Consider the following 12,588-nt stretch of genomic DNA (forward strand, 5'->3'; position numbering starts at 1 on the left):
AGGGGGTTGGTCTCCTTACATGTCGGCGGGGTGGGTCACTGTGTGACGCTGGGGGCGATGGCGGCCAGGCGGCAGTCGTGGCTGGGCCGGCACTGCACGGCGAGAGTCACGGCGCGCTCCTCGGCTCCGCCGCCGCCCGCCTTCCACTCGATCTGCTGGCGCCCGTTGACGGTGACCACGTAGATGTACGCCTCGGTGATCGCGGAGGGGTTCTCGGCGAGCGCCTGCTTGAACGCGCCGGGGTAGTGGCCTTCGGTGGCCGTGCCGGTGGCGTGCTGAGCCTGGTCGGCCATGCGTGACCACAGCAGCGGGTCGGGCACCTGGCCGGAGACCGACGGCCAGTCGGCGTACTTGGTCTCCTTGGTCATCCACGTGCCCATGCCCGCGAGCTGCTGGTCGCGGTCGGCGTCGCGGGTGTCGTACGACCAGAGCATCGCCGCTGCCGCCTTGGCGAAGGCGATCGGTTCACTGATCTGCGGTGGCTTGGGAACCGAACCCGACCCGGCCGCGGGCTTCGGGGTGGCCTCGGAGGGTGAGGAACTGCTCGACGGGGACGGTGCGCCGACGCTCTGGTCGTGCTCGCCGCGGCCGGTGAACCAGGCGGTGGTGGCGGCGATGATGAGCAGCGCGGTGATGACCAGGGCGACGATCGCGACGCGTTTGTTGGCCGACCAGGTCACGCCGTACTCGGACAGCGAGGGGAATCGCTTCTGCATCAGTGGACCTGCGACCCGAGACCGGAGAAGAAGGCCACGATGCCGTTGGCGGCGCCGAGGCCGAGCGCGGCGCCCGCGGACACGACCGCGCCCTTCTTGCCGTTGGCTTCGGCCTGGTGGCCGCCGGTGTGGTGGCCCCAGGCCCACACGCCGAGGGACACGGCCAGAGCACCGACGACGGCCACGATGCCGAAGAGATTGATCGAGTTGACGACGTTCTTCAGCACGGCCAGGCCGGGCAGGCCGCCGCCCTGCGGGGAGACCCCTGGGTCGTAGGCGAGGACGACGAGGGCGCGGTCTGCAAGAGGTATGGGCATAGTGGGGCAGGGCTCCTTGCGTGCGCGGGCCGGACAGGGGCCGGCGAAAGAGGTGAACGAAGGGGGGGCGAAGCGCGGGGCGCGAGAGGAAGGCCCGGCGGCGCCCCGGGTGGTGTCCGGGCGGCGTGCGGCGTCAGATGACGCGGCGCGCGGCGAGGATCTCCCAGTCCTTGATCGGAGCGATCCGGACGGGCTTTGATGTGCGTGGTGCCTCGATGACGAGGCCCTCGCCCATGTACATCCCGACATGCTCGGGCCGGGCAGTGGTGCCGCGGCTGAAGATCAGGTCCCCGGGCTTGAGGTTCTTTGCCGAGACGGCTTTGCCGTCGTTGACCTGCGTGTACGTGGTGCGGGTGAGCTTCACGTCGGCGTGCGCGTACGCCTGCTGCATCAGAGAGCTGCAGTCGCAACGCTTCATCGGGTCGGGGCCGTGGGAGTCGGTGCAGGATCCGCCCCACTGGTAGAGGGTGCCGAGCTGGTGCATGGCCCACTCGATGGCCGCGCGTGCCTTGGGGTCGGCGTCCTTGGGGATCTTGTATCCCTTCGGGACGGTGCCCTCGGGGATCGGTCCGAAGGACGTTCCGTCCTCGTCCGGTTTGCAGATGCCGGGCCCGGACGCGGATTCCTTTTCCTTGGTGGGCTCATCCTTGCCAGCGTTCGGGAAGGTCTTGGCGATGGCCTTCTGCAACGCGGTGGCGAGGTTCTCCCACTGCGCGTACGAGTGCGGGTAGGCGGACCGCTGCACGGCCTGTGCGGCCTGGGTGACCTTCATCTGTTCCCAGCCGTTGACCCTGAGTAGGTGCTTGTAGAACTGCTCGGACGCGTGCACTGGGTCACGGATCTGCTGCGCGGTACCCCACCCCTGGCTGGGGCGCTGCTGGAAGAGGCCGAGGCTGTCCCGGTCTCCGGAGTTGAGGTTGCGCAGCCGCGACTCCTGCATCGCGGTGGCGATGGCGACGATCTGGCCCTTCCTGGGCACGTCGAGGCTCAGGCCGGTGGCCACGATGGTCTGGGCGTTGGGGATCTGCTCGGTCGGAAGGTCCAGGCCCTGGATGTGGATGTTCTTGCCGGAGGCGCCGTCGAGGAGTCTGGTGACTTCCTTGGTCACCTCGGCGGTGTCGAGGCCGGTCAGGCAACCCCTCAACGAAGCGGTGGCCGCGGCTTCACCGGAGGACGCCATCATCATGGCGGTGCCCGCGAGCAGCAGAGGGGAGAGGGCGACGACGCCGATGCCGGCGGCTATGCCCTTCAATCCGGCCTGCCGCCCGGCAGACGGTCACGAGGGGTGGGCGGGGGAGGGTAGAGCGACGTCACAAGCGGTTCCTTGGTGAAGCCCCGACGACGCGTGCGTCGTTGAGGAAAGGGCGCGATTGCCGGGGTGGTGGGTGTTCGGGGCCCGGGTGCACGGGTGCGAGTTGCCGCTCGCATGGGCACGGGGCGTCGGGTCAGGTGTGCCAGGACATGGGAAATCTCCGTGAAGGCAGGGACAAGGACGTGCCGTCGACGGTGTTGGTCGGGCAGTTCCAAAACAGTAAGGGCGAATCCCCGGTTGCCGAAATCGCATCTGGTCGAGGACCTGTCTCGGGGTCTTTGGCGTCGATAGCGCTCAACCGGGAATCGTGTCCTACAGTTTTGGCTCCTCCCCTCGCCTCCCCGCTGCGCGGATCGCGGAGCCTTCCTTCCCGCATCTGGTCCAACGGGTCTCATCCAGGCGAGCCGGAGCGTCTGTCCCCCTCCACCCGAACCGAATTGGGGTATCTCTTTGCCTTTTTCCCTGCACCAGGGCGACGCACTCGGCGTCCTCGCCGAGCTGCCGGACAACTGCGTCGACTCCGTGATCACCGACCCGCCGTACAACAGCGGCGGGCGGACGGCGAAGGAGAGGACCTCCCGGTCCGCGAAGCAGAAGTACACCTCTGCCGGCGCCGGGCACGAGCTGCCGGATTTCACAGGCGAGAACATGGACCAGAGGAGCTACGGCTACTGGCTGACCCAGATCATGACCGAGGCGCACCGGCTCACCAAGGTCGGTGGCACGGCGCTGCTTTTCACCGACTGGCGGCAGCTGCCGATCACCACGGATGCCATCCAGGCCGCCGGATGGCTGTGGCGTGGTGTGCTCGCCTGGCATAAACCGCAGGCCAGGCCGCAGAAGGGGCGCTTCACTCAGAACTGTGAGTTCATCGTCTGGGCCAGCAACGGGCCGATCGACGCGGCCCGTAATCCGGTCTACTTGCCCGGCCTCTTCAGCGCCTCGCAGCCCAGCGGCAAGGCTCGGCAGCACATCACGCAGAAGCCTGTTTCCGTCATGCGTGAGCTGGTGCAAATCGCTCCGCCGGGAGGTACGGTGCTCGACTTCACTTGTGGATCCGGCTCGACCGGTGTCGCGGCCCTGCTGGAGGGGCGCGATTTCGTCGGTGTAGAGAAGAGCAGGACCTATGCCGAGATCGCTGCTGACCGGCTCGCCGAGGCGCAGCAGCAGACCCTCACCCAGGACGATTTGACGCTCGTGGTCTGAGGTAAATCTCTGTCTGGGCGACGCGGCTCGGAGCCCTCCGTGCGTGCCCGCTCGTGCCGCGCAGAGATATATACCAGCCAAGTCCCGGTTACCGAAACCGGGGATTCTCCGGATGGTTGGAGCCGTAACTCACGCCCTATGGCTGCGGCTCAAGGAGGCCCATTCTCGTGCCTGAATCCATAAACCTCCCGGACGACGGGGAGATGGAACCGGTCCGGCTTCCGGACTCCGACCTGGAACGCATCGAGGCGAGCGTCCGTAAACTGCTGGACCAGTCCGCGGAGCAGGCCCGTCAGCTCGACAGCCTCGCTTCCGCGCCACCGCCTGCGGACTCGCCGTTCGGCGCCTTCGGGATGCCGGGCATGCCGGGGTTCGCGGGCCTGCCGTCGCCGGCAGCCCCGCCCGAGCCTCGCCCGATCCTTGAACTGGAGGGCGAGGAGTACGAGGACGAACTCGATTTCTTGTCCGACTGGGTGGATGACTTCCTTGTCCGGGTCTACGGGGCGGAGGTCACGACCGCCGCCCCGTGGTGCGAGCAGTGGCAGGAACACGCCGATGTCGTCGCCTGGCTCCACGCACTATGGCTCGCCTACCAGCAGCACAAGGACCCGGAGGCGGGGCCGGCCGGCCTGTTCGTCTGGCACCGGGACTTCCTCACCCACGCCATGGCCACCGTGCGGGCGGCCGGCGGTCCGCTGTCCGCGTGCATGACCGACCCAGACCGGCCCGCGCACCGCCTGCTGCCCGGCCCGCCGCCATCGAACCGGACCACCACGGCCGAGGAGCCCGAGGGGAGCAGCGAACTCGGCCAGGCCGACGGATGACGGGCCGCGTGGAACGGCCGGCCTTCGGCCTCTCCATCGACCCCCGCGCCCTGACCGACCTGCTCCAAGCCCCCAGTGACATCCGGGACCTGGCCCTCGCCCAGCTCCAGGACTTGGTCGACGCACGCCTCTTCGGCACCAAGCTCACCCGCGATCTCGTGGGATGCCGCAAGGTCTACGTCGATCACCGCAACGCATGGCGCATCGTCTACGCCCAGCGGCCGGCGCCCGCGAACTCCACGCACACCGCCGAGATCCACGTCGTGGCCGTACGTCCGCGCGAGGCCCACGACGTGTACGACACCGCCCGTGCCCGCCTGGGCATCCGGCAGCGCCCGCTCGGAGAACGCACCCATGCCGCCCGCACCAGATCACCGCAGCTGACCGCACGGCAGCCCGTACCCAAACCCGGTCCACCGCCCTATGCGGTGCCCGGTCTTCCCCGACCCGCCTCCCCACCCCTGAAGGGCCCTGTCCGTTGACGCAGTTCCCCACCCTGATCGATCAGATCGCCGCCGCCGTACTGGCACCGACCGAGGTCAGCGAGAACCCGCACCACCGCGCCATCCTCGACGTGTTCGTCGATACCCAGGAACTCGACCGGCAGATCGCCGAGCTGGCTGCCGCCGACCTCCCCGGGGTCAGCGCCGGCGAGCAGTTGGACACGCTGACCGACCTGCTCGTCGAGCGCATGGCAGCGGGGGCCGAGCTGAGTGCATTGCTGTCCACCAACTGCTGCTGCGCCGCCGCGTCCGAGCCCGACCTCCCGGGCGACTACGACCTGGCGGAGGACGATGAGCCCGACTTCGATCCGGACTTCGACGACTTCGATGACCTGGAGGAAATGGACGAATTCGACGACCTCCACGAGGACCCGGCCGAGGACTTCCTGTCCTGTCCCAGCCGCCCACAGACCATCGTCCACGCCTGCCTCGACGTCTTCGACGCCCACGGCTCCCCGGAGTACGTCAGCTCCGCAGAGCTGGTCGAGCGCCTGCGCGAACTGCCCGGTCACGCCGATGCACGCTGGCGCTACGCCGACCTCAACGCACTGCGGCTGTCCTTGATCCTGCGGCGTTCCCACGGAGTCCAGTCCCACAGGCCGCGGGCGGCCGACGGCAGTCGCTACCGGGCGTTCCGGCGCACGGACCTGCTCGGCGCCCTCGCGGACTGACCCTGCAAATCCACCCCGCCCTTGCGAATATGCGCCTAGTGACACCGGCGGACGGGGACCTGGTCGCCGCCTTCCACGCGCAATGCTCCGATGCGAACATGCTGCGCCGCTGGGGCCGGACTCGCCTCCTGCCCCGTGACCTGACACGGATGCTCGACCAGGCCACATGCTGGATCGGCCTCGGCGCCGACGGGAGGCCACTGGCCCTCGTCTGCGTCGGGCCCGTCAGTCGGGAGCCTGGCGTCGCCGACCTCGGACTGCAAGTCGCCGACGACCGGCACCGTCAGGGCATCGGCACGGCCCTTGCCTGCCAGGCGTCGGCCGTTGCCCGCGCGCGCGGAGCGCACACCCTCGCCGCGTTCACGCAGGCATCCAACACGGCGATGCTCCGCGTCATGGACAGGCTGGGCCCGGCCCGGCACACGCGCGACGGCCCGTACGTCGAGGTCCGTGTCGCTCTTGACGCGTCTGTTCCGGATCCAGACGTCCCTCCGCCATGACCCCGTCCCCTCCCGACCGGCTCACCCGGACTGCCCTCGATCAGCGGATCGAGACCGCGGTGGGCTGGAGCGTCGAGGAGCTGCGGCAGCACCGCGACGACGGTCTCCTTGACGCCTCCCATGCCGCCTTGGCAGATGCTCACCGTGATCTCGTGGCGGCCGAGCGGGACGTCACCTTCCATCGCGTCCGGCTCGCCCGTCTCGCCTCCAGCGATCTGCCCGTGGACCAGGCGCTGTTCACTCGGATCGACCGCACCCTTGACCAACTGGCCCAAGCCGCCGGTCTACGCGAGGCGAAGCAGACCACGGCAGCCGCCGCTCTGGAGTCGATCGAGGCCGACGTTCCCCGGCAGGTGCCCCGACAGATCCCGTCCCAGGACGTCGCGGCCCTGCTCGCTATCGCTCAGGGCGCCAAGCTCCACGAACACCTCGTCACCCACCGGCTGACCGTGGCGACGCCGACCCGTACTCGCATTTCCTACGCCCAGCTGCAGCGCCTGGAGGCGAACGGTCTCGTGGAGCGCGACATCTCGCATCCGATGCAGGCCGGACAGCCCGTCACCCTGACCGACGCCGGCCGAGCCGTCCTGACCGCTCCCCGCCGCGCCGGCCCTCCCAGTGCCGCGCCCGCATCTCCGCCTCCGGCCGTTCCCTCTGTTTCCCGTCCCCGCCGCTGAACGGCGCTGTGCACGCGACGCGCACGGCACTCAGGCGCTATCGAACGAAAGCCATGATGCCCAGCTACGAACCCGACTTCCGTCTCGACGGATACGAAGCAGTCAACAACAACGTTGCCGAACAGTTCTGGGCCAGCATTGGCATCGAGCAGCACGACATGACCGTGCTCGCCGAGCACCACAGCGCCAACGGGGAGCACAGCTGCTGTGTTAACTGCACCTTCTCTGGCTCGTTGAGCGGGGTGAACTGAACACTAGGGAGACAGAGTTGCAGGATCTACATCGTGAGCTGATCGAGGGGCGGGCCGGTGTGCCCCGCGTCGGCTCTGTGGTCGAGCTGGAGACCGTACATCCCCGATATGCCGTCCTCGACGCTTCCGGCGGTGTGGTTGAGCCTGTCGCGTCGTACCTCCGTGAGCTCGCGCTTGATGACAGTCGGCCGTTGACCGGCCGAAGCTACGCGTACGACATGCTGCGCTGGTACAGGCTGCTGTGGTTCCTCGGAGTGGACTGGGAGCGGGCTACCGAGGCCGAAGCCTCCGTGCTGGTGGGCTGGCTGCGTGCCGCGGAGAACCCGCAGCGGGGCAGGAGGGCTCGTGACGCTCCGCCGCCGGGCTCGGTGAACCTGCGGACTGGCAAGCGCTACCTCAAGGCCGGTTACGCGCCTATCACGATCAACCACAACCTCACCGTGGTCAGCGGCTTCTACGCCTTTCACCGGCACCACAGTCGTGGTCCGCTGGTGAATCCGGTGCCGGCATCGCGGGCGCAACGCCAGGCTCTGGCCCACCGTACGCCCGACGGCGCCATGCCGGTGTTCCGGCGGGCTCGTCTGCGCCAGCGCGTCAGGCAGACCGAACCGCGCGCGATCCCGGACGCGATGTGGGACGAGCTCTTCGATGCGATGGCTCACACCCGGGACCGGGCGGCGATCTTGCTCTATGTCTCCAGCGGCTCTCGGGCCGGTGAGCTCCTGGGCGTCACGCCCGGCGACATCGACTGGCCCGGTCAGCACATCTACGTGGTGACCAAGGGAACCGACGACCGTGAACCGGTCCCGGCCAGCCCGCAGGCCCTGGTCGTCTTGGCGGCCTACCTCGACCAGGCGGGTCTGCCGCCGGCCCACGAGCCGATTTTCCGCACCCTCCGCGGTCCCGACAAGCCGCTGAGCTACTGGGCGATGCGTCGCGTCTTGCAGCGGGCGAACGAGAAGCTCAAGACGAACTGGACCCTGCACGACCTGCGGCACACCGCTGCGAACCGGATGGCCAACGACCCGCACCTCACCCTCCCTCAAGTGCGGACGATCATGCGGCACACCGACCTGGCGACCACAGGCCGTTATCTCAACGCCCGCGTCGAGGACCTCTTCGACGCCCTGCAGCAGCATTACAACCGGCCCCGCGTCGAGCGGAGCTTCGCACCGGAATACGACCCTGCCGATGTCGAGGCGGTGTTCGGTGGATAGCCGGCCCACGTTCGGCACCTACACGGCCCGCAACCGTCGGCAGACCTTCCGCGAGGAGCCCCGCCTTCCATCGACCCCGTTCACCCGCGCCGCCCTCAAAGCAGCACCGGCCCCACGGCCGGAGACCCCGCCGGCCCCGTTCGGGGACCTCTCGAAGGCGGAGGTCGCCGATTTGTGCGGCCTGACCAGGGACATCCTGCCGGGCCAGAGCGGGTCATCGGCCGAGCAGCGCCGGGCCGACATCCGGATACTGTTCGGCCACCTGGCGACCCTGCCGGGGACCACGTGGCAGGAACGGTGGGAGGCCAGCGGTTTCAACGACGTGAACGCTGCGTCGGTCTCCGTCCTGGGGCGGCCCGAGGTCCGTTACCACAGCAGCTGCCTGACCTCCGCGCTCAAGATGGCATTCTCCCTGCGGATCATCCAGCCGTCCGTGCCAGGGTTCAGGGCCAACACGTTCACCGACTACGCCGAGCCGTTCCGCATCATGCAGAAGGACCCGCGGCTGGATGAGTTCTTCGAGACGGTCGATGCCCAGTCGCATCTGCACCCGGGCCACCGTCGGCGGGCGAAATTCGACCTCACCTGCGCGCTCACCACGCAGGGCATCGCGCTGGAACACCTGACGCCGTCCGCCCTGCTGCACTACTCGATGGAGAATAAGCGGCTCGGCCTGACTCACGGCGCCACCAACAACACCACCCGCTTCGCGGCACTGGGTGCCTGGGAGGTTCTGCATCGCATGGGGCACTTCCCGCCCGGGACCGCCGCGACGCTACGGATGTTCATCTACAATGGCCAGTCCACCGTCGAGGAACTCGTCGACCGCTACGGCATCAGGAATGCCGGCGTCCGCCAGCTACTGATCGACTACCTCGTCCGGCGACGCGCGGAGACCGACTACATCACCATCGAAGCGCTCACCCGCAATCTGGCCAGCCTGTTCTGGGCGACTATCGAGCGCATCAACCCCAGCCAGCAGGATCTCGCGCTCAGTTCCGGGGTCTACGACCAATGGCGAGCCGAGCTCCAGTACCAGCAAAGAGACCGCACCAAGCTCCGCAAGGGCGCCGCCAGTATCCTGCTGGCCGTCCGCGGCCTCTACGTCGACCTGCACAGCTGGTCCATCACCGAACCCGAACGGTGGGCACAGTGGGTGGCTCCCTGCCCGATCATGCCGCGAGACCTCAAGGGCTTCGGGAAACGCAGCCGGGAGATCCACCGGCGGATGGCCGACAGGACCCGGGTCCGCCAGCCGCTGCTGCCCGTGCTCGTTCAGCATGTCGAGGCACGCTACGAACACCTCACCAGCCTGCTCGAAGCCGCCACTCCGGTCCCCTTGGGGGAACCCTTCGTACACCAGGGACGCAGTTACAGCCGCACCGACTCCCGGGATGACCGACGCCGGGCCGCCACCGTCTCCGACCCGTCCGTCCGGGTCATCGACCACCGCACCGGTGAGACCATCCACGTGACCATGGCCGAGGACGCGGCCTTCTGGGGGTGGGCGGTCGTCGAGGTCCTGCGGCACAGCGGCATCCGCGTCGAGGAGCTCTGCGAGCTATCCCACCTCAGCATCCGCCAATACCAGAGGCCCAAGGGCGAGGTCATCGCCCTCCTGGTGATCGCCCCGTCCAAGAGCGACCGCGAGCGCGTCATTCCGATGTCCGCTGAGCTCTTCCACGCCGTCGCCCAGATCGTCCGCCGACAGACCCGGAACAAGCGGACCATCCCACTGATCAGCCGCTATGACCCTCACGAAAAGACCTGGTCAGAGCCCATGCCGTTCCTGCTGCAACGCCAACTCGGTGTCGTCCGGAGCGTTATGGCAACGGGCACCGTCCTGCACATGCTCACCCGCACCTGCGTGGAGATCGGCAAGACCAACCCGGCCTTCGCCAAGTTCACCCCGCACGACTTCCGAAGGCTCTTCGCCACCGACATCGTCAACGGCGGCTTGCCCATCCACATCGGAGCCGCTTTGCTCGGGCACCTGAATCTGCAAACCACTCAGGGCTACGTCGCGGTGTTCGCCGAGGACATCGTCAAGCACTACCAGGAGTTCCTCAACCACCGCCGGTTGCTCCGTCCCGAGGGTGAGTATGTCGACGTCACCCCCGACGAATGGGCTGAGTTCGAGGACCGCTTCGACAAGCGCAAGGTCGAGCTGGGCAACTGCGCTCGCCCCTATGGCTCACCCTGCCAGCACGAGCACGCCTGCATCCGATGTCCGATGCTGCAGGTCAACCCAAAAATGTTGCCGAGGCTGGCCGAAATAGAGAAGGATCTCCTACTGCGGCGTAAGAGGGCCGAGGAGGAGCACTGGCTTGGCGAGATGGAAGGGATCGAGCTGACACTCACCTTCCTCCGGGCCAAGCAGGCAGACGCCGCACGACTCACACGCCGGGCTCCCGTCGACCTGGGAATCCCGCAGCCGCGCCGCTAGGAGAACCATGACCAAACCGCTCAGCCAGCAGACGATCCAACGGCTCGCTTTCGTCCGCTTCCTGCACGCGCAGGGCGTCGCCCAGAGCGCGCAACCCGAGCCGATGTCAGCCGCCGCCATCCTGTCCTTCCAGGACGCGGTCGAACACTTTCTGCTGATCAGTGCCGATCACCTCGAAGTAAATCTGCCGAGCAGCATGCAGTTTCTGCAGTACTGGGAGAAACTCCAGCCCAAGCTGCCAACCGGACAGGTCCTACCGAGCAAGCAGGCCCTCGGCAGGGTCAATAAGCTGCGCGTCGACCTGAAGCATCACGGAAACGTCCCGTCCTCCCACTCCATCGCCCAGTCCAAGGCTGATGTCACGACCTTCTTCATGGACGCGACACAAATGATCTTCAACGTTGATTTCGAGACCGTAGACATGGCGGACTTGGTTGCCCATCCCGAAGTCGCCCGACTTCTACATGAAGCACGCACACACTTCTTGGCCGATCGCGTCGTCTTTGCCATGGCTGGACTCGCACTGGCCTTCCAGGAGCTTCTGGAGCACTACATGTCTCGGAGGAAGGGGTGGGGAGAGTCGCCCTACACCTTCGGCGACCGGCTGCCCATATTCCGGCCGGAGAGGGGCGAGCGTGAATCCCCAGTGGCCCGCCAGCTCAAGGCGCTAACGACCACAACGCGCCAGATGAAACATGCGATGACGATGATCGCTCTTGGCATCGATTACGCCCGCTACATGCACTTCAGCGTCTTGACACCTAATGGGATCAGCTGGGGCCACGACGGGAGCATCAAGTTCTCCGTGAACGACATGAGCAAGTCTGTGACCGCCCATGACTACCAACAAGCCAGGCTGTTCGTCATTGAGTCGGCTCTGCAGGCCGCTCGAGCCGACGCCACGCTTGAACGGCTCGCTGCCCACTTCCCAGAGGACATCGATTACGACGTCGAGGAGTGGACCTGGGTCGGGCCTAGAGACTCCCCGAACTAAGAGATCGGTCTCGTTTGGTGAGTGTCGGGGGTAGCAGGTTAATACGTAGGCGATGCCGGTGCAGGCCAGGGAGTGTTTGGTGCCCGGGCGCGCCCGCCCGCTGATGCCCGGGCTTGCGGAGGGGGTGTCGGGTGCGGCAACCCCCTGCGCGATTTCTGACTGGTCCGGCAGAGGACGCTGTGGGGACTGAACATCCGATTGATGGGCCAGCCTCACGTCAAACGATCCGAGCCGTACCTAGGCGCCGAGTGCAACTGCGGCTAGCGTCAACCGGTTCAGGGAAGTCGGGGCGCTCTGCCCCGTGAGGCGGTCAGTCGGGCCTAGCCCTTCTCGGGCGCCTTCGCGGCGAGTCGGCGTACGGCGCGCTTGATGGAGCCAAGCTCCTTCAATACCTGGTCCATCGCGGAGTCCATCAGCATGACCGGGTCGTCAGCCGACCAGAAGCGCACGGACTGAGCAACCTGATGCTCCCAAAACCCAGCATCCTCGGCGGCTTCGAATCCGAGCTGCGACGCAAGCTCGGCAAAGCCGGTCCCGGGCCGACCGGTAGCCTTGCGAATGACAAGCGCCGACAGCAGGGGCCGACCGTGCTGATGCTCGTAGACGCTGATGTGGCCGAGCTTCGGGTACAGCCCGCGCATCTGGCCCTGCGACGTGTAGGGGTCCAAGCCGTGCGGGTCAACGCGTTGCGCGAATTCCTTGTAGCCGATGCAGGCGGAAAGCGGGTCGACCGGATCGCCAGCCTTCGCAAGGGAGCGCAGAAGGCTGTGCATGTCGCGTTCGATGGGCGTGAGTGTAAGCACGCGAACTCCTCGTAGGGAGAGAACCCGTAGGTCCGAGTGTCCGTGGACAGGGCGCCCGTAGGCGTGTTTTGACGGTACCTCACCTAAGCCCGGCCCGCTACGTCCCTACCTCACCTGCCGCGGGGCGTGCGGGTGTGAGCCGCCCTCGGCC

14 protein-coding genes are annotated in these 12,588 nt (G+C 67.3%); 10 read left to right on the forward strand and 4 right to left on the reverse strand.

The features are described 5' to 3' along the window. Positions 1–35 precede the first annotated feature (35 nt). From ACN6LM_RS00880 to ACN6LM_RS00890, 3 genes are all read right to left on the reverse strand, one after another. Positions 36–716 carry a hypothetical protein gene (locus tag ACN6LM_RS00880; RefSeq protein WP_445063299.1) on the reverse strand — a complete coding sequence of 227 codons (681 nt, stop codon included), beginning with the start codon at positions 714–716 and terminating at the stop codon, positions 36–38. After that, entirely contained in the window at positions 716–1,033 is a 318-nt protein-coding gene (locus ACN6LM_RS00885) for a DUF6112 family protein (RefSeq protein WP_073967528.1), read from the reverse strand. The genes ACN6LM_RS00880 and ACN6LM_RS00885 overlap by 1 nt, the downstream gene beginning before the upstream one ends. 133 nt (positions 1,034–1,166) lie before the next feature. Next, a complete protein-coding gene (locus ACN6LM_RS00890) occupies positions 1,167–2,285 on the reverse strand; it encodes a C40 family peptidase (protein ID WP_445063300.1) in 1,119 nt (372 codons plus the stop codon). 510 nt (positions 2,286–2,795) lie between these two features. Here ACN6LM_RS00890 and ACN6LM_RS00895 point away from each other — a divergent pair. The 10 genes from ACN6LM_RS00895 to ACN6LM_RS00940 all read left to right on the forward strand — a co-directional run bounded on the left by ACN6LM_RS00895 (position 2,796) and on the right by ACN6LM_RS00940 (position 11,634). Then, positions 2,796–3,551, forward strand: coding sequence for a DNA-methyltransferase (locus ACN6LM_RS00895; protein WP_445063301.1), 756 nt, complete (start codon positions 2,796–2,798; stop codon positions 3,549–3,551). A 203-nt stretch (positions 3,552–3,754) separates the two neighbouring features. Next, the gene (locus tag ACN6LM_RS00900; protein ID WP_445063365.1) at positions 3,755–4,375 is read left to right on the forward strand and encodes a DUF4913 domain-containing protein; all 621 of its coding nucleotides are present in this window, start codon (positions 3,755–3,757) and stop codon (positions 4,373–4,375) included. Continuing rightward, entirely contained in the window at positions 4,372–4,857 is a 486-nt protein-coding gene (locus ACN6LM_RS00905) for a hypothetical protein (protein WP_445063302.1), read from the forward strand. The genes ACN6LM_RS00900 and ACN6LM_RS00905 overlap by 4 nt, the downstream gene beginning before the upstream one ends. Next, entirely contained in the window at positions 4,854–5,549 is a 696-nt protein-coding gene (locus ACN6LM_RS00910; RefSeq protein ID WP_445063303.1) for a DUF3631 domain-containing protein, read from the forward strand. The genes ACN6LM_RS00905 and ACN6LM_RS00910 overlap by 4 nt, the downstream gene beginning before the upstream one ends. A 29-nt stretch (positions 5,550–5,578) precedes the next feature. Further along, positions 5,579–6,049, forward strand: a complete 471-nt coding sequence (locus ACN6LM_RS00915; protein WP_445063304.1) for a GNAT family N-acetyltransferase — start codon at positions 5,579–5,581, stop codon at positions 6,047–6,049. Next, entirely contained in the window at positions 6,046–6,726 is a 681-nt protein-coding gene (locus ACN6LM_RS00920; RefSeq protein WP_445063305.1) for a hypothetical protein, read from the forward strand. The genes ACN6LM_RS00915 and ACN6LM_RS00920 overlap by 4 nt, the downstream gene beginning before the upstream one ends. 53 nt (positions 6,727–6,779) lie before the next feature. After that, complete coding sequence (locus tag ACN6LM_RS00925; protein WP_445063306.1) at positions 6,780–6,977, forward strand: hypothetical protein; 198 nt, start codon at positions 6,780–6,782, stop codon at positions 6,975–6,977. Between the two features lie 17 nt (positions 6,978–6,994). After that, positions 6,995–8,194: a tyrosine-type recombinase/integrase gene (locus ACN6LM_RS00930; protein ID WP_445063307.1), complete on the forward strand. Its 1,200-nt coding sequence runs from the start codon at positions 6,995–6,997 to the stop codon at positions 8,192–8,194. Continuing rightward, entirely contained in the window at positions 8,187–10,640 is a 2,454-nt protein-coding gene (locus ACN6LM_RS00935) for a tyrosine-type recombinase/integrase (RefSeq protein WP_445063308.1), read from the forward strand. Before ACN6LM_RS00930 ends, ACN6LM_RS00935 begins: the two co-directional genes overlap by 8 nt. Positions 10,641–10,647: 7 nt before the next feature. Continuing rightward, the gene (locus ACN6LM_RS00940; RefSeq protein WP_445063309.1) at positions 10,648–11,634 is read left to right on the forward strand and encodes a hypothetical protein; all 987 of its coding nucleotides are present in this window, start codon (positions 10,648–10,650) and stop codon (positions 11,632–11,634) included. 320 nt (positions 11,635–11,954) lie between these two features. On the opposite strand, the gene ACN6LM_RS00945 is transcribed toward ACN6LM_RS00940, so the two are convergent. Next, entirely contained in the window at positions 11,955–12,437 is a 483-nt protein-coding gene (locus ACN6LM_RS00945; protein ID WP_445063310.1) for a hypothetical protein, read from the reverse strand. Between the last annotated feature and the right edge of the window lie 151 nt (positions 12,438–12,588).

The organism is Streptomyces sp. SAS_281, from assembly GCF_052542855.1.